The sequence below is a fragment of the Nocardiopsis ganjiahuensis DSM 45031 genome, assembly GCF_000341085.1.
Taxonomy (GTDB): domain Bacteria; phylum Actinomycetota; class Actinomycetes; order Streptosporangiales; family Streptosporangiaceae; genus Nocardiopsis; species Nocardiopsis ganjiahuensis.
On the sequence record NZ_ANBA01000029.1, the window covers coordinates 1 to 21,810 of the forward strand.

A 21,810-nucleotide genomic window follows, 5' to 3' on the forward strand; every position below is an offset into this window, starting at 1 on the left:
CGAGCGTCCGGCCTTCGACCTCAACCACCCGCACGCCGCGTCCCCGGCCGCGACCGACCCGGAGAGGAACTAGGTGAGTACGGCATGAAGATGCAGGCCTATCTGTTCATGGGCATCTCGACCTTCTTCGGTCTTGCTGCCGCGCTGTACATCTACTGGTCCCTCCAGGACACCGGTCAGATCGAGTGGGCGGGCACCACCGCCCTGGTCGTCTCCATCGGCTTCGGCTGGATGATCGGTTTCTGGCTCTGGCAGGCGGCCCGCCGCAGCGAACACCACCACGGCCTCCCGGCCGAGGAGCGTCTCGACGGCGAGATCGCCGAGAACGCCGGCGAGTACGGCTTCTTCAGCCCGCACAGCTGGTGGCCGATGTTCGTCGCCCTGGCCGTCGCCTTCACGGCGGTCGGCGTGGCGATCGGCTGGTGGATGGTCATCACCGGTTTCTTCGCCATCATGCTCACCGCGATCGGCTGGGTCTTCGAGTACTACCGCAAGGAGTTCCAGCACTGAGGTGCGCACCCGACGCTGTGATTACTCTTTGAGAGTGGATCACTACGCAGGGTAAGATGTGAGAGTCACCGCCCCGGTGGCCGGAGGTCCGTCCCAGGACGGACCTCCGGGCACCGGGGTACTCTTTTCCGGTGACCCCCACGTGACCCTGCACAGGTCACGCCGCATCCAGGCCCTGACGGCGTCACACCGGTTCGCATCCGCTCCGCGCACGCCCGGGCCCCGCCGAGACGGACGCTGGAGGTCCTTGGTGTGAAGCGACGAACCACCCATCCCCGACTGGCAGTGGCGGTCGCCGCCCTCGTGCTCCTCGCGACGGGGTGCACCTCCGGCGGGGACGACGAGCCCGGGAGCACCTCCGCGCCCGAGGAGCAGGAGCAGGGGCCGGAGGTGGAGATCACCCCCGAACCCGGGGCCACCGAGGTCCCGCCCAACAGCCCGGTCCGGGTCGAGGCCGCCCACGGCACGCTCACCGACGTCCGGATCGAACAGGCCACCCCGGACGAGGTCGCCCCGGACGGTTCCGAGGCCGCGGAGGGAGTCGGCGGGGAGGACGACCCCTTCCCCGTCACCGGCACGCTCAACGAGGCCGAGGACACCTGGGTCAGCGACTGGAACCTGCGCCCCGGGGCCGCCGTCACCGTCATCGCCACCGCCGCGGACGCCGGCGGCGAGGAGACCGAGGTCGTCTCGGAGTTCACCACCCTGGAGGCCGTCCCGGGCCGGCGCCTCGAACTCGCCTCCAACTTCCCCTCCAGTGGTGACGTGGTCGGGGTCGGCATGCCCGTCATCGTCAACTTCGACCTGCCCGTCACCCACAAGCAGCAGGTGGAGAACTCCATCGAGGTCACGGCCGAGGAGGACACGGAGGGCGCCTGGAACTGGGTCACCGACGAGATGGCCGTCTTCCGGCCCAAGGAGTACTGGGACCCCTACCAGGAGATCACCGTCGACCTGCGCCTGGACGGGGTCGAGGCCTCCGACGGCGTCTACGGCGTCGGGAACCACCGCATCGAGTTCGAGGTGGGCCGCGAGCTGATCTCCACGATGCACGTGCCCGACCACCGGATGGAGGTGGCCGTGGACGGAGAGACCGTCCGCAGCATCCCGGTCAGCAACGGGGCCGCCGAGGAACGCTTCAACACCACGACCTCCGGTACCCACCTGACCATGGAGAAGTACCAGTCGCTGATCATGGACTCCGCGACCGTCGGCATCCCCGAGGGCTCGCCCGGCTACTACCGGCTGGACGTGGACTGGGCGGTGCGCACCTCCAACAGCGGGGAGTTCACCCACGCGGCCCCCTGGAACTCCGGCAACCTGGGCAGCGCGAACACCTCCAACGGCTGCACCAACATGTCCGTCGAGGACGCCCGCTGGTTCCACAACCAGTCACTCATGGGCGACGTCCTGGAGACCACCGGGACCGACCGTGAGCTGGAGTGGGACAACGGGTGGGGCTTCTACCAGCGCTCCTGGGAGGAATGGCTGTCCCACAGCGAGACCGGCGAGCCCCAGAGGACCGACGGCTCCGGAACCCCCGGTTCCGTCCACGGCGAGAACCTCTAGACGTTCTCCGCGCCGCTGAGAAGGCCGTCCAGGCGCTCGAGGGTGCGATCCCAGGACCACTCCGCCCGGACCCACTCCCGGCCGCGTGCGCCCATCAGGGCGGCGCGGTCGGGGTCCTTCAGGAGCCGGACGAGCGCGCGGGCCGTTGGACCGGGCAGCGAACCGTCGACCACGTGCCCGGTCTCGCCCTCCAGGACCGCGTCCGGGGCGCCGCCCGAGGCGCCGGCGACCACCGGCAGCCCGGCGGCGGACGCCTCCAGGTAGACCATGCCGAGCCCTTCCACGTCCAGGCCGCCCCGACGCGTGCGGCAGGGCATGGCGAAGACGTCGCCGGCGTCGTAGTACGAGGGCAGGGCGTCGGCGGCGACCGGGCCGGTGAAGCGCACCGAGTCCAGGCCCAGCGCGGCCGAGCGGAGCTTCGGGGCGTAGGGGCCGTCGCCGACGAACAGCAGGACGGCGTCGGGCACGTCCGCCAGCACCCGGGGCCAGGCGCGGATGAGGGTGTCCTGGCCCTTGCGGGGCACCATGCGGGACACGCAGACGACCACGGGCCGCGCTCCCAGGCCCAGCTGTCCGCGCACCTCTTCGCCGCCGGCCCCGGGGCGGAAGCGGTCGGTGTCCACACCGGGGGCCAGACGGCGCATCCGGGCGGTGGCCGCGGGCGAGAGCGAGCGGGCCAGCCGCCGCCGGGTGTACTCGCCCAGGTAGGTGACGGTGTCGACGGTGTCACCGATGCGCCGCAGTGCCGAACTCGCCCCGGGGACCACCGTCCAGCCGGTCTCGTGCCCGTGGGTGAGCGCCACCTGGCGCCGCACCTGTGAGCGCAGTCCGGCGGCGACCAGCCCCAGCGGGGCGGCGGCCCCGTAGAGCACCGAGTCGCACCCCTCCAACTCGGCGATGACCCGGGCACGGCGGGCCACCCTCGGGGTGGGCAGCAGTACCTCGGCGGCGTCCCGCACGACGGGGAACGGCTGCAGCAGGTCGAAGTGCGGGTCGGCGCGGTGGTCCGCGGGGGCGGGGGAGGAGCTGTAGACCAGGACCGACCCCTCGGGTCGGCGCCGGGCCAGCTCGTGCACGAAGGACTCGATGCCGCCCGCGCGCGGAGGGAAGTCGTTGGTGATGATCAGGGTTCGCGACACCCCGCGAGTCTAGGGCGCGGGAGGGCTCGGCGGGCGCGTGAGGGCGGGGGCGGGCGTGTACGGCGAAGGGCCCCCGGGGCGGTTCGGTGCGAACCGCGGTTCCCGGAGGCCCTGCGAGCCGTGCGTCCCTAGGGGCGGACGGCGGTGACGAAGTTGGAGCGGTAGTAGTCGCTCAGCTGGACCGTGCCGATGGGGCGCGAGGAGGTGGAGGCGTGGACCATCACACCGTCGCCCGCGTACAGGCCCACGTGGCTCGGGCTGGCGCCGTAGAAGAACAGCAGGTCACCGGGCTGCTTGTTCTCCCAGGAGACGCGCTGTCCCGCGTTGACCTGGTCGAAGGTGGTGCGCGGCAGGTTCACGCCGGCCTGGGCCCAGGCGGCCTGGGTCAGTCCGGAGCAGTCGTAGCCGTTGGGGCCGGTGCCGCCCCAGATGTAGGGCTTGCCGATCTGTTCGTAGGCGAAGTTCAACACGGTCTGGGCGTTGCCGGAGGCCGGGCCGGTGTAGCTGCTGCCGCCACCGCCACCGCCGCCACTGCCGCCGCCGCTGTCATCCGAGCTGACGTTCTCGGTGGCGGCCGCCTGCTCTTCGGCGGTCAGCTCCGAGAGGAGCTCCTCCTGCTCCTGGATGGCCTCCTCGGCGGCCTCGGTGGCCTCCTCCGACTCCTCCAGGGCGTCGGCGGCGGCCTCCTCGGTGGCCTCGGCCTCGGTGCGCAGGGTCTCCAGGTGGTCGAGCTCCTCCACGTACTGGGAGAGGCTCTCCTGGTGCTGGTCGGAGAGGTAGGCGAGGTCGGCCTGGTGCTCCAGGGCCTCCTCCGGGCCGGTGGCCCCGATCAGCTGGGCGGGGGAGGTCAGGTCCACGCCGGTGTAGACGGTGTTGGCCAGGGTGCGGACGCCGGTGCTGAGGGACTCGACCTTGTCCTCGGCGGTCTCGATGTCGGCGAGGATGCCCTCGAGCTTCTCCTCGGCCGCCTCGTAGGTCTCCTTGGCCTCGTTGTAGGTCGCGTTGAGTTCGATGAACTCCTCTTCGAGGCTCTCGATCTCCTCCTGGACCTCTTCGGCCGTCGGCTCGGCGTGGGCCACGGCGGTGGGAAGGAGGAAGGCTCCGAGAGCGAAGGAGGCGATGACCGCTGTTCGGCGCCGGCGGTCGCCACGGGATGCAGACACTGAAACACCTTTCTCCCCTTGTCCCAGGCCGTTCGGGATCAAGGGACTGCACCGGGTGGGGTCCTGGGAGGCCAGAGCGGGTGGCCGAAAACGGTGTGGGGGTGTGCCCGACCCGGGCGCGGCTGTCACCGCCGGGGGGCGGCGAAAAGGGAGCAACCACGCTCGGCGATGAACACTAGTGCATTTCTTGGGACGCTCTCAACTGTTTCGTGACGTTCCAGTGAAAGACGAGGCCTGTCCGAAAATCCGGCCCCTGTCCCTGAACGCACCCCGGGAATCCCGTGGCCCGGTCCCGCGCAGAAGGCCGCCGCCCCGGACGGGACGGCGGCCTCACGCTGTGGTGCGGTGCGCGGAACCTACAGGCGCACGGCGAACTCGAACTGGCCGCCCCAGTAGGCGGCCAGGCCGACGACCTCGAGGTTGCGGCCGGTGCGCGGGGCGTGCACCATCTGGCCGTTGCCCGCGTAGAGCCCGTTGTGGCCCACCCCGGAGAAGAACATGATGTCGCCCGGCTGGAGCGCGCTCATGTCGTTGATCCGGGTGCCGACCTCGGCCTGCGCGTAGGTGGTGCGCGGCAGGTCGACGCCCGCGTGGCGCCAGGCCGCCTGGACCAGGCCGGAGCAGTCGTAGCCGTTGGGGCCGGTGCCGCCGTAGACGTAGGGCAGGCCCACCTTGGAGTAGGCGAAGTCCAGTGCGGCCGAGGCGCTGCCGCTGCCGGCGTGGCTCTGGCCCGCGCTGTCGTTGGCGTCCTCGGCGGAGGCGTCGGCCTCGGGGAACTGCGCCAGGATCTCCTGCTGCTCCTCGATCGCCTCCTCGACCTCGTCCTTGGTCTCCTCGGCCTTGTCCTTGGCCTCCTCGGCGTCCTCGAGGGCCTTCTCGGCCTCCTCCTTGAGCGCGAACAGGCGCTCGGCGGACTCACCGAAGTCGTCGAGCTGGGTCTGCTGGTTCTCCGACAGGTAGTTCAGGTCGGCGTTCTGCTCCAGCAGCGCCTCGGGGCCGTCGGAGGTCAGCACGTTGGCGGTGGAGTCGAGATCACCGCTCTGGTAGGTGGCGCTGGCGAACTGCTGGACCTTCTCCCGCAGTTCGTCGTAGCGGTCCTGCTCGTCGCCGACCTGGCCGTCGAGCTCGTCGTAGGCGGCCTTGGCCGCCTCGTAGTCCTCTTCGGCCTGGTTGAAGGTCTCGACCGCGGTGGAAGCTTCTGCGTTGAGCTCCTCGATGCGGTCCTCGACCTCGTCCTGGGTCGGCTCCGCGTGTGCGATGCCGGGGGCGATGAAGGTACCGGCGGCAACCACGCCTAGGCCGGTCGTAGCGATTCGGCGAGCCGTACGCCGACCACCGGGATTCTTCATGGCGGTCCACGCTCCTTGAGATTGAGAAGTCCGCATGGGGTGCTTGGGATACGGAAAAGCAGAGGGAACCCGTGTGTGGGCACGGGCCTCACGCGAGTGTGCGGGCCTGCCGCCGGCGGGGGGAGCCACAGGGGTGGCCTACTGTCCGACGGAGCACTCACGTTCCTGGAAGAACCTAGCGGACAGGCCTGCCCCGCTCAACCACGACATGAAACGGGCACCGCCCGACTCCGAATGCCCCACCGTCCCGGAAGGGGACGTTCCACCCGCGTGGAGAGGGTGTGATCAGGCGGTTGAGCGGGACCCGGGACCGAGGGCGGGACGGATCCGGTACGTGCCCGCGCGTGGCGCGGCTCTCACCCGGTCAGGCGTGCCGGAACGGGGTACCGGACCCGGTCCGCGCCTCAGCCGTGGGACTCCAGGCGGCGCAGGAAGATCGTGGAGGGCACCGCCCGGGCACCCACCCGCCGCACCGCCGTCACGATCTCCTTGTCGGAGGTCACCACCGCGATCGGGCGGCCGGGTGGTTCGGCCCGCACCAGCCGCACGATCAGCGTGTCGGCGGTCTCCCCGGGGGCGCTGAACAGCAACCGCACCCGGCGGCTGGGCACCACCGGCGGGGCCTCCACGTCGGCGCCGTCGAACACACAGGTGATCTCCGCCTTGGTCCGGCTGGCGAGCCCTTCCAGGGAATTGAGCAGCCGGTTGCGCTGGTCGGCCAGCGGCAGGGTCCCGTACCCGGTCTTGGTGACGTTGTAGCCGTCCACCAGCAGGTGCACGCGGGGGACCGTCAGCAGGTGCTCCATCAGACCGGGGTCGTCGTCGGGCAGACCGCCCAGCGACACCCGGCGGCGCTCCTCCTGGGCCTCGGCGACCAGGTCGGCGGGGCTGTCCAGCGCGGTGGGCAGCGCCAGTTCACGGCGCAGTCCGTGCGAGGCGTCCACCAGCACGTCCAGGAGCACACGCAGGCGGGCCTCGTCGGCGTTGCGGCCGGTGCGGACCGCCCTCCGGGCGTTCTCCACCTGGGCCTCGGCGTCGGCGAGCCTGGACCGGAGCCGGCGGTTCTCGACCTCCAGGGCGCTGACCTGGCTCTCGTTCTCGTGGCGCCGGTCGGCGGCCTCGGTCAGCACCCGCTCCGCCTCCGCGGCCGCCTTCTTCGCGCGCTGGCGCTCGGAGTGCACCTTGCGGCGCAGCTCGGCGATCTCCGTGCGCTGCTCTCCGATCTGGCCCCGCAGGCGCTCCAGCTCCGCCTGGTGGTCGCGCTGGGCCTCCTCCAGTCGCCGGCGGACGTCGTCGAGCGCCTCGGCGGCCTCGTCCACCTCCTTGGCGCTGGTCTGCCGCTCCAACTCCTCGTGGACGCCCTCGATGATCTCGGGCCAGCCCTCGGGGCGCAGCAGGTAGGCACTGGCCGCGACCGCCACCGGGTCGGCGGCGGGCGGGACCACCCCTGCGCGCATGCCCTCGGCCAGCTCGGGCCACACCTGTTCCACCCGGGCGGCGACCATGCTCCGGAAGCCGTGGTCGTTCTCCAGCTGGGCGGCGATCTGCGGACCGGCCAGCCGGGCCCTGCGGCGGGGTTCGAACTTGGCGACCCTGCGCAGCACGGGGGGCAGGTCGGAGGAGCGCATCCCGCCCAACACGTCGGAGCCGTACTCGATGACACGGGCGCGCACCGGCTCGGGCAGGGGGCGGCGCAGACGCTCCGCGCCCTCGTCAGGGGTCACCGGACCGGCGGTACCGTTCCCGCCGGCCGGATCGGTACCGTCGGCCTCGCCGCCCGCGTCCGGGCGGGCGCTCATGCCCGACCCGTCGGGCTCTCCGCCGAGGAGTCGGAGACCGACTTGTCGGCGTCGGGACGGGGGACGATCTCCACGCTGTCGGTGGCACCGCACCAGCGGCACTTCACCCGCTCGACCGTCTCGGAGAGCACCGTGCGCTCCTCGACCGCGCCCGCACCGGAGAGCTCCTGGTGCACGAAGTCCTGGGAACGGACCGTCCGGGTCACGTCGAACCGCGTGAGATTCCCGCACCCGGTGCATCGCCAACGCTCATTGTCACCCGGCATCGCGATCCCCACGGGGTTCCTCCTTGCTTCGTCTTCGTCACGGGACGGCGGACTCTGCCGACCCGTCACCCACATCTTTCCATGTCGGGCGGGTCGGGCCGTAGACCGGAGGTGTTTGGTCGTGGGCCCCGACTACTCTGACCGCGTGGTTCGACAGTCCGCGGCGCCCCTCGGCGTCCAAACCAGCATCGGAGACCTCGGCACACCGCTGGCCGAGGTGTCCTTCGTCGTCGTCGACCTGGAGACCACCGGCACGAGTGCCTCGAAGTCCCGGATCACCGAGATCGGCGCGGTCCGCGTGCGCGACGGGCGGGCCGTGGACGAGTTCACCACCCTGGTCGACCCCGGCATCCTCATCCCGGCCGAGGTCACCCTGCTGACCGGGATCACCCAGTCGATGGTGGCCACCGCCCCGCCGATCGCCGAGGCGCTGCCGGACCTGCTCGCCTTCCTGTCCGCCGACCCCGACACCGTCCTGGTGGCGCACAACGCCGCCTTCGACACGGGCTTCCTCAAGGCCGCCTGCGAGCGCGAGGCCGTCGAGTGGCCCGCCTACCCGGTCGTGGACACCCTGCGCCTGGCCCGGGCCGTCCTGGTCCGGCCCGAGGTCCACAACCATCGGCTGGGCACCCTGGCCGCCTTCTTCGGCACCCCGACGACCCCCAACCACCGGGCCCTGGACGACGCCCGCGCCACCGTCGACGTCCTCAAGGGGCTCCTGGCCCGGCTCGCGCCCATGGGGGTGACCAGCCTGGAGGAGCTGCGGGCGGTCAGCAAACCCCCCACCCGCGCCCAGCGGGCCAAACGGCACCTGGCCGAGGACCTGCCCGAACGCCCCGGCGTGTACGTGTTCACCGACGCCCGCGGCCAGAGCCTGTACGTCGGCAAGAGCAACAACCTGCGCCGCCGGGTCGCCACCTACTTCACCGCCGCCGAGTCCCGCAGGCGGATCAGGGAGATGGCCGGGCTGGTCGAGGGGGTCACACCCATCGTGTGCACCACCGACCTGGAGGCCTCGGTCCGCGAGCTGCGCATCATCGCCGAACGCAAACCGCCGTTCAACCGCCGCTCGCGCCACCCCGAACGCGCCGCCTGGGTCAAGCTCACCACCGACGCCTACCCGCGACTGTCCGTGGTGCGCGTGATCAAGGACGACGGCGCGCCCTACCTGGGCCCCTACAACTCGCCCAGGGAGGCGGAGGAAGCCAAGGAGGCGATCCTGCACGCCCTCCCGCTCCGCCAGTGCACCCACACGTTCACCCCGGAGAAGCCGGTCAGCCGGTGCGTCCTCGCGCAGCTGGGCCGCTGCGGCGCCCCCTGCGACGGCACCGAGACGCCCACCGCCTACACCGCGCACGCCGACGCCGCCCGCACCGCCATGACCGGCGACCCCGCCGTGGTCGTGGACGCCCTCACCGACCGCATCCGCGAGCTCGCCGCCGAACTGCGCTACGAGGAGGCCGCGAGCCTGCGCGACCGGCTCACCGCCTTCCTGCGCGGCGCCCGCCGCGCCCAGCGGCTCACCGCGATCGCGGCCGTCCCGCACCTGGTCGCCACCGCTCCCGGTGCCACCGGGTGGGAGACCGTCGTGGTCCGCCACGGCCGCCTGGCGGCCAGCGCGGTCCTCGAACCGGGCACCGATCCCGAGGCCTTCCTCGCCTCCCTCACCGCCACCGCCGAACGCGTCCGCGCAGGGTACGGCCCGGTCCCCAACGCCACGGCGGGGGAGACCGAACTGGTCCTGAACTGGCTCACCCGCCCGCAGACCCGCCTGGTCGAGATCGAAGGCGAGTGGACATGCCCGTTGCGGAGCGCCGAAGCGCACACCGGGATGACACACTGGGCCCATGGCCGCGCTTCCACTCAATGACGACTACCCCGTCCGTCGCGCACCCGTCGTCGCCTTCGGGCTGATCGCGGCCAACGTCCTCGTCTACCTGCTCTCGCCCCAGTCGGCCACCGCCGTCTGGTACCCGGCGGACATGATCGGGCGCTTCTGCGCGATCGACGACTACTTCATGCGCTGGGGCGCGATCCCCGAGGAGATGCTGGGACGCGTCGCCCTGGCCGAACCGCTGATGCCCGAATGCGGCGGCATCGAGGGCAAGTCCGTCTGGTTCTCCGTCGTCAGCGCGATGTTCCTGCACGCGGGCCCCATGCACCTGCTGGGCAACATGGTCTACCTGTTCGTGTTCGGGCCGGTCGTCGAGGACCGCATCGGCAAGCTCCGCTTCCTGGGCCTGTACCTGGGCACCGGGATCGTGGCCGCCTTCGGCTTCGCGCTGGTCGACGCGGACGGCACCGTGCCCATGGTCGGCGCCTCCGGGGCGATCTCGGGCGTGCTCGGCGCGTACCTGGTGGTGCAGTTCCGCAGCAGGGTCACCACGCTGGTGTTCGGGGTCGTCCCGATGCGTCTGCCCGGGTGGGCCGTGGTGGGCAGCTACTTCGCGCTTCAGTATCTTCTCTACGTCACATCCTCGACCGCCCCCGGCGCCGGATCCAACGTGGCCTACGCGGCACACGTCTACGGGTTCGTCGCGGGAGTGATCGCGGGACTGGTGGTCTACCGGCTGCGATGGCGCTCCGGGACGCGGCTCTCCGACGTCTACTAGCGCGCCCCGGCCGGGCGGGCCCCAGCTCCGCCGCACCGAACCGCCCAGGAGGCACAGTGATCACCGCGATCGTCATGATCAAGGCCGACGTCCACCGCATCCCCGAGGTCGCCGAGGCCATCGCCGAGATCGACGGGGTCAGCGAGGTCTACTCCGTCACCGGCGGGGTCGACCTCATCGCCATGGTGCGGGTGCGCCGCCACGAGGACCTCGCCGACGTGATCCCGGGCCGGGTCAACAAGGTGCCCGGTGTGATCTCCTCCGACACCCACATCTCCTTCCAGACCTACTCCAAGCACGACCTGGAGTCGGCCTTCGCCCTCGGCTGGTAGCCGGGCGGCAACGGTCGGCAGCCCGGGCACGCACGCGTGAGGGGCACGGTGGACGCCCCACCGTGCCCCTCAGGAGTTCCCAGGGCCCCTCAGAGGGCCTTGGCGAAGCTCTGGCTGGTCTCCACCCAGGAGGCCAGACGGCGCTCGGCTGCGCCGCTGTCCACCGCCGCGGCGGCCCGGTCGTAGCCGGCGCGCACCGCCTCGGTCAGGTCCCCGTCCACCCCGTCCACGGCGGCCAGCGCGGCGCCGGCGTTGAGCAGCACCGCGTCGCGCACCGGGCCCGGCCGTCCCGCGACCAGGTCGCGCACCGCCTGGGCGTTGAACTCCACGTCGCCGCCGCGCAGGGCGTCCGGGGCGGAGCGCTCGATCCCCAGGTCGGCAGGGTCCAGCCGCTCGCGCCGGGCCTGCCCGTCGGCGACCACCCAGACCGTGGACGTGGTGGCCGTGGTCAGCTCGTCCAGGCCGTCGTCGCCCCGGAACACCAGGGCCGAGGAGCCGCGGCGGGCGAACACCCCCGCGATCACCTCGCACATGCGCTCGTCGAACACACCGATCGCCGAAGTGGTCGGCTGGGCGGGGTTGGTCAGCGGACCGAGGAAGTTGAACACCGTCGGCACCGCCAGCTCACGGCGCGGCTTGGCGGCGTGGCGCAGCGAGGGGTGGAACAGCGGGGCGAAGCAGAAGGTGATGCCCGCTTCGTCGGCCACCCGCACGGTCAGCTCCGGCGGCAGGTCCAGGACCACGCCCAACCGCTCCAGCACGTCGGCGGTCCCGCAGGACGAGGACGCCGCGCGGTTGCCGTGCTTGACCACGCGCGCGCCCGCGGCCGAGGCGACGACCGCCGCCATCGTGGACACGTTCACGGTGTGGGCCCGGTCGCCACCGGTCCCGACGATGTCCAGGGTCGGGCCGTCGACGCTGATCCGCACGGCGTTGTCGAGCATGCCCTGGGCCAGACCGCTCACCTCGGACACGCTCTCGCCCTTGGCGCGCAGGGCGATCGCGAAGCCCGCGATCTGGGCGTCGGTCGCCGAGCCCGACATGATCTCGTTCATCGCCCACTCGGTGTCGGCGGCGCTGAGGGTGACCCCGCCCAACAGTGCGGTGATCAGGTTGGACCAGGTCCGCTCCTCGACGGAGGAGGTCTCCCTGGCGTTGGTATCGACCGCGTTGTTCTCGGCCGGGGCGGCCGAGGATGCGGGGACGTTCATGCGGACTCCTGACTGAAGGCTGTGGGAAGGGGCCGCCGGGGCGGGCACGGCAGGGGTGCCCGCCTCTCTCAGCGGCCCTGGGCGGGGAGGAGGTCGAAGTCGGCGCGGCCGCGCCATCGCCCGATGTCGGCGCCATGGTTCAACGCTCCGCCCACCACGAGTCGACGGCGCATGTCCCTCTCGCCGTTGTCCCCTTCAGCTTCAGCCGTCAACCGGCCGTGGTCCTCACGCCACCGGTCGCCACGCACTGGGTTCACCCGCTGAGCGCCGCGACGCGCCGGCGCATGAGCTCGGCCAGCGACTCGGCGAGCGCGACGGGGTCGATCGGGTGGCTCACCACCTGGTCGGCCTGCGACCAGGTCCCCAGCCAGCCGTCGTCACGCCGGCCCACCAGCAGGAGCACCGGCGGGCAGCGGAAGATCTCGTCCTTGACCTGGCGGCACAGGCCCATCCCGCCGGTGGGCGCGGCCTCACCGTCGAAGATGGCCACGTCGATGCGCTCGGCCGGGTCCTTGGACTCCAGCAGGCGCAGGACGCCGGGCGCGGTCGCGCACTCGACGAACTCGACCCTGGGGACATCGGTGGCGGGGCGGCGGCCGATCGCCAGCCGCACCTGCTCACGGGTGTCCGCCTTGTCGCTGTAGACCAGCACGCGCATTTTGGCACCCGTGTCCGTACCGCTGACCACCATCGCGCAACCGTCCCATCGCGTCTGTCCGCGGCCGCCGCCGTGGGGGGTGCGGCCGTGGCGTTCGTTGGCTGTATGCCTATGACTGTATTGCCTCGGGGCCGCCCGGCCCAGAACGGGCGCCGGGGGACCGGTGAAGGTGTTGAGACCTTCGACACCACAGGATGCCAGGGTCGTGAGGGGCTTCGCTAACCGACCCCCGAGGCGGCGTTGCCCAACGGTGATCGTTTCGATACCTCGGCGTAGGCTGGAGGGGGTTCAGGCGGCTTCCCGCCGGGTACAGAACGCCTCAGCCGCCCCGGTTCGAGCTTTTCCGCGCATCTGAGCGCGTCGGATGCCGACGCAGGGCGTGCGAGTGGTTACAGTAACGCCCGAGTCACAACGAGACGGATGCTCCGGGCCCTGACGGCGGTCGATACCGGGACCGATCCGTCTCCTTACGGGGGGTCGGGTACGGACCTTCGCGAGAAGCCGTAATAATGCTCCCGTGGCGACAGCAACCGCGAACCCAAAAACAGCAACCGCATCAGCGCATGGTGCGGCAAAGCGTCCTGACCTGGTGAGTGTTGGCACCATCGTGTGGCTGGCCAACGAACTCATGTTCTTCGCTGCGCTGTTCGCGATGTACTTCACCATCCGATCGGTGACCAACGGGAACCCCGAGCTCGGCGAGTGGGCGGACGTCCACCTCAACGTGCCGTGGGCCTCCACGATCACCGTTGTCCTGGTGGCCTCCAGCTTCACCGCGCAGTTCGGCGTCTGGGCCGCAGAGCGCGGCGACGTCAAGAAGCTGCGCATGTGGTTCTACATCACGTTCCTCATGGGCCTGTTCTTCATCCTTGGACAGGCTTACGAGTACTACGAGCTCATCTTCCACGAGGGCCTGACTCTCCAGTCGAGCGCCTACGGGTCGATGTTCTACCTGACCACGGGCTTCCACGGACTCCACGTCATCGGTGGTTTGATCGCGTTCCTCATCATGCTGGGACGCACGTACGCCGCGAAGCGCTTCACTCACCAACAGGCGACCAGTGCGATCGTCGTGTCCTACTACTGGCACTTCGTCGACGTCGTCTGGGTCGCTTTGTTCTTCACCATCTACTTCATCCAGTAACCCGAAACGGGGAAACCGTGAAATGGATTACCGCGCGGCGACGGCATCCCCTGGCGGGGTATGTCGTCGTCATCCTCGCGCTAGCCCTGTTCGGGGTGGGGTACGCCGCTCTGGCTCCCACCGCCGACCAGGCGCAGGCGCAGACCCTTGCCGCTGAGGCGCCGTCCGCGGACGACGTGGACATCGCCCAGGGCAAGACCATCTTCGACCAGACGTGCGCCTCGTGCCACGGCCTGGACGGTTCAGGGTCCGACCTCAACGGGCCCGACCTGCGCGAGGTCGGCTCGGCCGCGATCGACTTCCAGGTCAGCACCGGCCGTATGCCGTCGATGGACCCGAACAACCAGATGCCGCGCAAGCCGATGGTCATGACCGAGGAGGAACTGGCCAACCTGATCGCGTACTACGACGCGCAGATCAGGACCGACGGTGCCGGCGCCGACGTGCCCTACGAGGTGCCCGACATCGCTCCGCAGCGTGCGGACTTCGATGACGAGGAGTCCTACGAGGAGGCCCTCGCCGAGTACGAGGACGAGTACGACGCCTACATCGAGGGCGCCGACGACGTCGACATGGGCATGAAGCTCTACCTGACCAACTGCGCGCACTGCCACAGCTGGTCCGGTGGCGGCGGTGCCCTCACCGACGGCCGCTGGGCTCCCGAGATCCATGACTCGACTCCGCGGGAGATCTACGAGGCCATGGTCAGCGGACCCGGCGCCATGCCGATGTTCAGCGACGGCGCCATCTCGCCCGAGGAGAAGCAGGAACTCATCTCCTACGTGAAGACGCTGCAGGCAGAACCCAACGCCGGCGGCATCTTCGACCTGCAGCGAGTCGGCCAGGTGGCGGAGGGCTTCATCTCCTGGACCGTCGGTCTCTCCCTGATCATCGCCTGCGCGATCTGGATCACCGCGAAGCAGCGTGCCCATGACTGAGAACAACAACAACGACAACACGGGGGACGGCGCCAACCAGCGCGTCGTCGGCACCCCGACGGACACCGCTGACGTGGTGACCGAGGTTCCCGCCGGGGCGGAGAGTGAGCACAACGGGCCCTACCTCGCCTCGGAGACCCACCCCCGCGGGGAGGAGCAGCAGCGGCGCGGCGAGAAGATCGCCTCGCTGTGGTTCATCCTCGCCTTCCTCGGCGGCATCGGTTTCATCGTCTCGTACTTCCTCTTCCCGCCGACGGCTGAGGGGCCGGCCATCGCCGACCCGCAGATCAGCCAGTACTCGAACATGCTGCTCGGTGGCACGCTCACCGTGGCCCTGTTCGGTATCGGTGCCGGTATGACGGTGTGGGCGCGCAACATCATGCCTCACTACGAGGTGGCCTCGCCCTACGACGAGATGCCGTCGAAGGAGGAGGAGAAGAGCTCGTTCAGCGACTTCTTCATGAAGAGCGCCGACGAGAGCGGCATCACCAAGCGTCCTCTGATGCGGCGTACGCTCATCGCGGCCATGCTGCCGCTGGGCATCGCGCCGATCGTTCTGCTGCGTGACACCGGCCCCGTGCCGGGCGACCTGATGAAGCACACCCGCTGGGCCGACGGCATGCGCATGTATGTCGAGGGGACCCACCGGTACATCAGGGCCGAGGACCTGGAGAACGACCCGTACGGGATGATCTCCGCCCTGCCCGCGCTGAACGACGAGGAGTACCCGCACGGGATCAGCCTCAACGACCAGGCCAAGTCCGTCATCCTGCTCATCAAGATGCCGGAGGACGACTGGAAGGACGGGATGGACAGTCCCGTCCGCGAGGGCAGCGACGAGACCCACCTGAACTGGACGCACCAGGGCATCGTGGCGTACTCGAAGATCTGCACGCACGTCGGTTGCCCGGCCGCGCTCTACGAGCGCACCACGCACCGGATCCTGTGCCCGTGCCACCAGTCCACGTTCGACGCGGCCGACGCCGCCAAGGTCGTCTTCGGCCCCGCGCACCGCGCGCTGCCGCAGCTCCCGATCGGCGTCGACGACGAGGGCTACCTCGTCGCCCGGGGTGACTTCAACGAGCCGACCGGGCCGACGTTCTGGGAATACGCGAAGGACTAGTCGATGAGTAAGACCACGCAAGCACCCAAGGCGCTGCGCGGCGTCGGAAACTTCATCGACGACCGCTTCCACCTGGCGAAGACCGGTGAGAAGAACCTTCGCAAGGTCTTCCCGAACCACTGGTCCTTCATGCTGGGCGAGATCGCGCTGTACTCGTTCATCATCCTGCTCGTCACCGGCGTCTTCCTCACGCTCTGGTTCAAGCCGAGCATGGTGGAGGTCGTCTACGACGGCTCCTACGAGCGCCTCCAGGGCGTTCCCATGAGTGAGGCGTTCGCCTCGACCCTGTACATCGACTTCGATGTCCGCGGCGGGTTCCTCGTTCGACAGATCCACCACTGGGCCGCGCTGATCTTCCTGGCCTCCCTCGTGGTGCACATGCTCCGCAACTTCTTCACCGGTGCGTTCCGCAAGCCGCGCGAACTCAACTGGATCATCGGTGTGCTCATCTTCGCTCTGGCGATCGTCGAGGGCCTCTTCGGCTACTCGCTGCCGGACGACCTGCCCTCGGGCATGGGTGTGCGCATCCTCCAGGGCGTGATGCTGTCGATCCCGCTGGTGGGTTCGTACATCTCGATGTTCCTCTTCGGCGGGGAGTTCCCCGGCGAGGACATCATCACGCGCCTGTACATGCTGCACGTGCTGCTGATCCCGGCGATCCTGCTCGCGCTGATCGTCGCGCACGTCTTCATCGTGTGGATCCAGAAGCACACGCAGTATCCAGGGCAGGGACGATCGGAGAAGGCCGTGGTCGGGACACCCATGTTCCCGGGTTTCGCGGTCAAGGCCGGCGGGTTCTTCTTCTTCACGTTCGCCGTGATCGCGGGCCTGAGCGCCTTCGTGCAGATCAACCCGATCCACCTGTTCGGCCCCTTCACCCCGACGTCCATCACCTCCGGCCTCCAGCCGGACTGGTACATGGGCTTCCTGGAGGGTTCGCTCCGGCTCTTCCCGAACACCCTGGACTTCCAGATCTTCGGGTACCCGATCCTGACGTCGGTCCTGGTTCCGGGACTGGGCGCGATGGGTCTGCTCTTCGGCGCGCTCGGCGCGTGGCCGTTCATCGAGCAGTGGATCACCGGGGACAAGGCCGCCAAGAACATGGCCGACCGCCCCCGCAACGCCCCGGTCCGCACCGCGCTGGGCGTCGCCGGCATCACCGTCTACGGTGTGCTCTGGCTCGCCGGGTCCAACGACGTCCTGTCGGAGACGTTCTCGATCTCGCTCTACCTGACCACGTACATCTTCCGTGTGCTGGTCTTCGTGGGGCCGGTCGTGGCGTTCATCGTGACCAAGCGGATCTGCCTGGGCCTCCAGCGCCGTGACCGGGAGACCCTGGAGCACGGTTACGAGAGCGGCACCGTCCAGCAGCTGCCCAGCGGTGAGTTCATCGAGGTCCACAAGGAGAGCTCCGAGGACACCGTTGCCGTGCTGGAGAGCAAGCCGGTCATCACTTCGACCGCTCTGGAAGAGGACGCGACCGACGAGAAGGGCGTGGAGAACCCCGCGGCGCGCAAGCCGATGGGCAAGTTCCGCCGGGCCCTGGCTCACTGGTACACGAAGGACAACGTGTCCTTCGACGGAGTGCAGGCCCACACGGGTCACCACCTGCACCACTCCGCTGACCACGGAGACGACAAGGCTCACTAGAGTCCACCTGTCGTGACGACGGACCCGGCCGCATCGCGCGGCCGGGTCCGTCGTGTGTCCGGGGGAGGTGCCGCCCAGGGGGGCCTCAGCGCGACGGTGAGCCGTCAGCAGCCGCCGAACGGGTCCCGCTGAGCCGGACGGCCCGCGTGGCGGTCAGCCGCCGGACGAAGAGCACCGCCGCGTTCCCCGCCGGAAGGATCACGGGCGCGTGTTCCCCGGCGGCACCGGCTTCCCCAGCGGTACCGGCCCGGGCACGCGAAAGGGGGCCGACCGCCCGTAGGCGGCCGGCCCCCTCGGATCAGGAGCGCGGGGTCGGAGCTCAGCCCGCGTAGATGTCGTCGATCTCCTTGCTCCACTGCTTGCTGACGACGTGGCGCTTGACCTTCAGGGAGGCGGTCATCTGGCCGCCCTCCTCGGTGAAGTCGCTCGGCAGGATCTTGAACTTCTTGATGCCCTCGGCCTTGGAGACGGCCTTGTTGGCGTCGTCCACGGCGGACTGGACGGCGGCCTGGAGGTCGGCGTCCTCGGTCAGCTCCGCGATCTCGCCGGTCTTGTTGTTCGCGGCCTTCCAGAGCTCGAACGACTCGGGGTCGATCGTGACCAGGGCCGCGATGAACTTGCGGTTGTCACCGACGACCATGCACTGGCTGACCAGGGCGTGGGCGCGGATGCGGTCCTCCAGGACGGCCGGGGCGACGTTCTTGCCGCCCGCGGTCACGATGATCTCCTTCTTGCGGCCGGTGATGCTGAGGAACCCGTCCTCGTCCAGCGCGCCGAGGTCACCGGTGCGGTAGTAGCCGTCCTCGAAGGCCTCCTTGGTGGCCTTCTCGTTCTGCCAGTAGCCGACCATGATGTGGTCGCCCTTGAGCAGGATCTCGCCGTCGTCCGCGATGCGCACGCTGGTGCCCGGCATGGGCTGGCCGACGGTGCCGATCTTGTTGAAGCCGGGGCTGTTGACCGAGGTCGGGGCGGTGGTCTCGGTGAGACCGTAGCCCTCGACGATGGTCAGGCCGGCGCCGCGGAAGAAGTGGCCGAGGCGCTCGCCCAGGGCGGAGCCGCCCGAGACCGCGTACTTGGCCTCGTTGCCGAGGCGGTCCATGAGCTTGGAGTAGACCAGCTTCTTGAACAGGCCGTGCTTGAGCTTGAGGGTGAACGGGATGTTCCCCGTCGCCAGCGCCTTGCTGTAGGCGATGGCGGTCTCGGCGGCGATGTTGAAGATCTTGCCCTTGCCCTCGCCCTCGGCCTTCTGCTGGGCCTTGGTGAAGACCTTCTCGAACACGCGCGGGACCGCGAGGAGGAAGGTGGGCTTGAAGACCGAGAACTGGTCGATCAGGTCCGGGCCGGTGCTGGGGTAGTGGCCCAGGACGGCCTTGCCCTCGATGACCATGACCTGGACGAAACGCGCGAAGACGTGCGCCAGGGGAAGGAAGAGCATCGTGGACGGGGTGCCCTCGTGCTCCAGGATGATCGGTTTGGCGGGGCCCTCCAGTGCCGAGTGGGCGATGAAGAGGAAGTTGCGGTGGGTGAGCTCGCAACCCTTGGGGCGGCCCGTGGTGCCGGAGGTGTAGATGAGGGTGGCGAGGGAGTCGGCGCCGACCGCGGTGCGGCGCTTCTCGAGGTCCTCGTCGGAGACGTCGGTGCCGGTGGCGGTCAGGGCCTCCAGGTCACCGCCGTCGAACTTCCAGATGTCGGCCAGTTCGGGGGTGTTGGCCCGGACGGACTCCACGCGCTCGGCGTGGGCGCCGGTCTCGACGAAGGCGGCCTTGGCGCCGGAGTCGGAGAGGATCCACTCGATCTGTTCGGCGGAGGAGGTCTCGTAGATCGGTACGGTGACGGCGCCGATCGACCAGATCGCGTAGTCGACAGCGGTCCACTCGTAGCGGGTGCGCGACATGACGGCGACGCGGTCGCCCTGCCCGATTCCCGCGTGGATCAGGGCCTTGGCGTATCCGACGATGTCGCCGTGCAGCTGCTCGACGGTCACGTCGCGCCACTGGCCGGATCCGACTTCCTCCTGACGGCGGGCGGCGACGGCGTTCGGCTCGCTGGCCGCGCGCGCAAAGAGCGTGTCGGTCAGCCGCGCGTCATCGGAGATCTCAGCCTTCGCGGGAGAGCTGTATTCGCGCACGTGGTGCTCCTGGACGTGTACGGGTTCTTGGTAGTGGGGACGTGACGACCGTAACAACAGGAACCTACTCATGAGTAGAACAGGTTTGCGTTCGGTACCCAACGGTGATCGGAGCTTGACGCACGAATGAGAGCGAACGCGCTGTTCAGCCAAGAGCGCGTCTCGGTCGAGCGTGCGTCGGCAGTCGCGTGCGGCCGGCCCGGGCCGTCCCCCTGTGGTGTTGTAGGCGTGATCCTGCCCGGCGGGAGATCGGTCGACCTCCGTCGGGCTGGCCGGGAGTGCGCAGGTCAAGCGGGTGATCCCGGTTACTTCTCGCGCGGAGCCGAGACTATCGCCTGCCGGGGTCTTTGTGCACATCCGGTTAAATCTGCGCCCTGTGTGCCCCAAGGGGCGTGGAATCCGCTTTGTCGGCGTGTATCCTCCACGACCCCCTAACGCGGACGGCCCTCCGGGTCATCCCCGGGCGCAGCCTCGTTCCTCCCCTGAGTTCTCCCCCCGCTGCCCTGAGTTCTCCCCTGAACCTGCCCTGAGACACCTGCCGGTGCCCGGTTCGTGCGGTTAACGTGATGCCAGAGGACGCACCAACAGGAGGCTCACGGACATGACCGACAACAACGCTGGACGCTCGGAGCGTCCGAACAACGGCAACGGCCGCTCGGACAGCCCCGATCTCATCGACGACGCCCTGCGTCTGGTCGACAGCCTCCAGCGCAAGCTCCTGGTCGCCGGGGTCAAGCGCGGGGTCAGCGCGGTCACCAACCCCCCGCCCAAGGGCGACGTGTGGGAGGAGGCCATCCGGGTCGAGACCAAGGAGGAGCGCCCCCCGCTGGAGGAGTTCGTCGAGATCGTGCGCAAGAGCGCACCCGAGGTCGCCGGGCACCTCGGTCGGGCCGGACTGTCCCTCGCCGACGCGGTGGGGCGGACCTGGGGCGTGGTGGAGCGCTCGTTCGAGCAGGGCAGGGAGGAGGCGGCCAGGGCGCGGCAGGAGCGGGAGGACCGGGAGCGGGCCGACCGTGAGCGCGATGCACAGGCCCGCCGCGAATCCCCCTCCGGTTCCGGGGAGGGCGGCCGGGGCGGTGCGGACAAGCAGGTCACGACGGGTGAGTAGGGCGAACGCGGAGGTATGCGAGCTCGGGGTGTTCGTCGCAGGCTGAGCCTGGTTTAATCGAATGGTTTACACCATTTGAAAACACTCTGCCATGAACCTTGAGACTTATGTCAGAGTTCGGGCGTAAGTAGAAGGAGCTGCCCCCATGCTGACCATTGGCGTAGACATCGGCGGAACCAAGGTCGCCGCCGGTGTCGTCGACCACGACGGGCAGATCCTGGACAAGGTCAAGTACCCCACCCCGGCCAACGACCCCCGAGGGCTGGCCGAGGTCGTCGGCAGGGCCGTGGAGGAGCTCCGTTCGCGCAATCCCCGCGGAGAGGTCAGCGCCGTGGGCGTGGGGGTGGCCGGGTTCGTCGACGAGGACCGCGCGACCGTCCAGGTCGCGGTCAACCTCGGCCTGCGCGACGAACCGCTCAGGGAACGCGTGCGCCAGCACGTGGACCTGCCCGTGGTCATCGAGAACGACGCGAACGCCGCGGCCTGGGCCGAGGCCCGCTTCGGGGCGGGGCGCGGCAGCGACCACATCGTCTGCGTCACCCTGGGAACCGGGATCGGCGGCGGACTGGTGCTCGGCGGCGCCCTGCACCGGGGCCGCTACGGTGTGGCGGCCGAGGTCGGCCACTACCGGATGGTTCCCTACGGACGCCGCTGCGCCTGCGGCAACCACGGCTGCTGGGAACAGTACGCCAGCGGTCGCGCGCTGGTCGCCGAGGCACAGGACCTGGCCCGCACCGACCCCCAGCGCGCCGAGCGCATGCTCAAGATCGCGGACGGCGCCGTGGAGCAGATCGGGGGCGAGTGCATCACCCAGGCCGCGATGGAGGGCGACGCCGGGGCCCTGGAGTGCTTCAGGACCGTGGGCGACTGGACCGGTATGGGCCTGGCCGACCTCGCCGCGATCCTGGACCCCGAGTGCTTCGTGCTCGGCGGCGGGGTCTCCGACACGGGCGACATCATCCTCGACCCCGTGCGCGACTCCTTCGCCCGGCACGTCTCCGGGCGTCCCGGCCGCCGTCTGGCCGAGGTCCGGATCGCCGAGCTCGGCGGCGAGGCCGGCATCGTCGGCGCGGGCGACCTCGCCCGGCACTGAGCTCCGGAAGCACTGACC

Annotated in this window: 20 protein-coding genes; 11 read left to right on the top strand and 9 right to left on the bottom strand. The window is 69.9% G+C overall.

The window, feature by feature from the left end; all coding sequences use genetic code 11:
- The first annotated feature begins 84 nt into the window (after positions 1-84).
- Together D458_RS0129690 and D458_RS0129695 are read left to right on the top strand one after the other, a co-directional pair.
- Complete coding sequence (locus D458_RS0129690; protein WP_017590357.1) at positions 85-510, top strand: cytochrome c oxidase subunit 4; 426 nt, start codon at positions 85-87, stop codon at positions 508-510.
- A gap of 252 nt (positions 511-762) precedes the next feature.
- The gene (locus D458_RS0129695; protein ID WP_026119812.1) at positions 763-2,079 is read left to right on the top strand and encodes a L,D-transpeptidase; all 1,317 of its coding nucleotides are present in this window, start codon (positions 763-765) and stop codon (positions 2,077-2,079) included.
- On the opposite strand, the gene D458_RS0129700 is transcribed toward D458_RS0129695, so the two are convergent.
- The 5 genes from D458_RS0129700 to D458_RS0129720 form a co-directional block, all read right to left on the bottom strand.
- On the bottom strand, positions 2,076-3,218 hold the full coding sequence (locus tag D458_RS0129700; protein WP_017590359.1) for a glycosyltransferase family 4 protein: 1,143 nt from the start codon (positions 3,216-3,218) through the stop codon (positions 2,076-2,078). The genes D458_RS0129695 and D458_RS0129700 overlap by 4 nt on opposite strands.
- A gap of 128 nt (positions 3,219-3,346) precedes the next feature.
- Entirely contained in the window at positions 3,347-4,381 is a 1,035-nt protein-coding gene (locus D458_RS0129705) for a C40 family peptidase (protein WP_026119813.1), read from the bottom strand.
- A 356-nt stretch (positions 4,382-4,737) separates the two neighbouring features.
- Positions 4,738-5,730, bottom strand: coding sequence for a C40 family peptidase (locus D458_RS0129710; protein ID WP_083936472.1), 993 nt, complete (start codon positions 5,728-5,730; stop codon positions 4,738-4,740).
- Between the two features lie 404 nt (positions 5,731-6,134).
- Positions 6,135-7,529 (bottom strand): NYN domain-containing protein, encoded by a 1,395-nt coding sequence (locus D458_RS0129715; RefSeq protein WP_017590362.1) that lies wholly within the window; start codon positions 7,527-7,529, stop codon positions 6,135-6,137.
- On the bottom strand, positions 7,526-7,807 hold the full coding sequence (locus D458_RS0129720) for a hypothetical protein (RefSeq protein WP_017590363.1): 282 nt from the start codon (positions 7,805-7,807) through the stop codon (positions 7,526-7,528). Before D458_RS0129720 ends, D458_RS0129715 begins: the two co-directional genes overlap by 4 nt.
- 133 nt (positions 7,808-7,940) lie before the next feature.
- Between D458_RS0129720 and D458_RS0129725 the strand changes: the two genes are divergently transcribed.
- The 3 genes from D458_RS0129725 to D458_RS0129735 are packed head-to-tail and all read left to right on the top strand — an operon-like array spanning position 7,941 to position 10,739.
- The gene (locus tag D458_RS0129725) at positions 7,941-9,665 is read left to right on the top strand and encodes a DEDD exonuclease domain-containing protein (RefSeq protein ID WP_026119814.1); all 1,725 of its coding nucleotides are present in this window, start codon (positions 7,941-7,943) and stop codon (positions 9,663-9,665) included.
- The gene (locus D458_RS0129730) at positions 9,643-10,407 is read left to right on the top strand and encodes a rhomboid family intramembrane serine protease (protein ID WP_017590365.1); all 765 of its coding nucleotides are present in this window, start codon (positions 9,643-9,645) and stop codon (positions 10,405-10,407) included. Before D458_RS0129725 ends, D458_RS0129730 begins: the two co-directional genes overlap by 23 nt.
- A gap of 56 nt (positions 10,408-10,463) precedes the next feature.
- Positions 10,464-10,739: an Lrp/AsnC family transcriptional regulator gene (locus tag D458_RS0129735; RefSeq protein ID WP_017590366.1), complete on the top strand. Its 276-nt coding sequence runs from the start codon at positions 10,464-10,466 to the stop codon at positions 10,737-10,739.
- 89 nt (positions 10,740-10,828) lie between these two features.
- Here the strand turns inward: D458_RS0129735 and trpD are convergent, their stop codons facing one another.
- The 3 genes from trpD to D458_RS0129745 form a co-directional block, all read right to left on the bottom strand.
- The gene (gene trpD / locus D458_RS0129740) at positions 10,829-11,950 is read right to left on the bottom strand and encodes an anthranilate phosphoribosyltransferase (protein WP_017590367.1); all 1,122 of its coding nucleotides are present in this window, start codon (positions 11,948-11,950) and stop codon (positions 10,829-10,831) included.
- Positions 11,951-12,018: 68 nt separating this feature from the next.
- Positions 12,019-12,162 carry a hypothetical protein gene (locus D458_RS36850; protein ID WP_160168075.1) on the bottom strand — a complete coding sequence of 48 codons (144 nt, stop codon included), beginning with the start codon at positions 12,160-12,162 and terminating at the stop codon, positions 12,019-12,021.
- A 41-nt stretch (positions 12,163-12,203) separates the two neighbouring features.
- Entirely contained in the window at positions 12,204-12,641 is a 438-nt protein-coding gene (locus D458_RS0129745) for a hypothetical protein (RefSeq protein ID WP_026119815.1), read from the bottom strand.
- Positions 12,642-13,125: 484 nt separating this feature from the next.
- Here D458_RS0129745 and ctaE point away from each other — a divergent pair, with 484 nt between their 5' ends.
- Genes ctaE through qcrB form a run of 4 tightly spaced genes read left to right on the top strand, consistent with a single transcriptional unit; the run spans position 13,126 to position 17,463 of the window.
- Positions 13,126-13,752 (top strand): aa3-type cytochrome oxidase subunit III, encoded by a 627-nt coding sequence (gene ctaE, locus D458_RS0129750; RefSeq protein ID WP_169556923.1) that lies wholly within the window; start codon positions 13,126-13,128, stop codon positions 13,750-13,752.
- A gap of 17 nt (positions 13,753-13,769) precedes the next feature.
- On the top strand, positions 13,770-14,690 hold the full coding sequence (gene qcrC / locus D458_RS0129755) for a cytochrome bc1 complex diheme cytochrome c subunit (RefSeq protein ID WP_449406596.1): 921 nt from the start codon (positions 13,770-13,772) through the stop codon (positions 14,688-14,690).
- Positions 14,683-15,813: a cytochrome bc1 complex Rieske iron-sulfur subunit gene (gene qcrA, locus D458_RS0129760; protein WP_017590371.1), complete on the top strand. Its 1,131-nt coding sequence runs from the start codon at positions 14,683-14,685 to the stop codon at positions 15,811-15,813. The genes qcrC and qcrA overlap by 8 nt, the downstream gene beginning before the upstream one ends.
- A 3-nt stretch (positions 15,814-15,816) precedes the next feature.
- Positions 15,817-17,463, top strand: coding sequence for a cytochrome bc1 complex cytochrome b subunit (qcrB, locus tag D458_RS0129765; protein WP_017590372.1), 1,647 nt, complete (start codon positions 15,817-15,819; stop codon positions 17,461-17,463).
- A gap of 319 nt (positions 17,464-17,782) precedes the next feature.
- Here qcrB and D458_RS0129770 read toward each other — a convergent pair whose 3' ends face one another.
- Positions 17,783-19,591: an AMP-dependent synthetase/ligase gene (locus D458_RS0129770; RefSeq protein WP_017590373.1), complete on the bottom strand. Its 1,809-nt coding sequence runs from the start codon at positions 19,589-19,591 to the stop codon at positions 17,783-17,785.
- Positions 19,592-20,192: 601 nt separating this feature from the next.
- Here D458_RS0129770 and D458_RS0129775 point away from each other — a divergent pair.
- Entirely contained in the window at positions 20,193-20,699 is a 507-nt protein-coding gene (locus D458_RS0129775) for a hypothetical protein (protein ID WP_017590374.1), read from the top strand.
- 145 nt (positions 20,700-20,844) lie between these two features.
- A complete protein-coding gene (locus tag D458_RS0129780) occupies positions 20,845-21,792 on the top strand; it encodes an ROK family glucokinase (RefSeq protein ID WP_017590375.1) in 948 nt (315 codons plus the stop codon).
- The last annotated feature ends 18 nt before the right edge of the window (positions 21,793-21,810 follow it).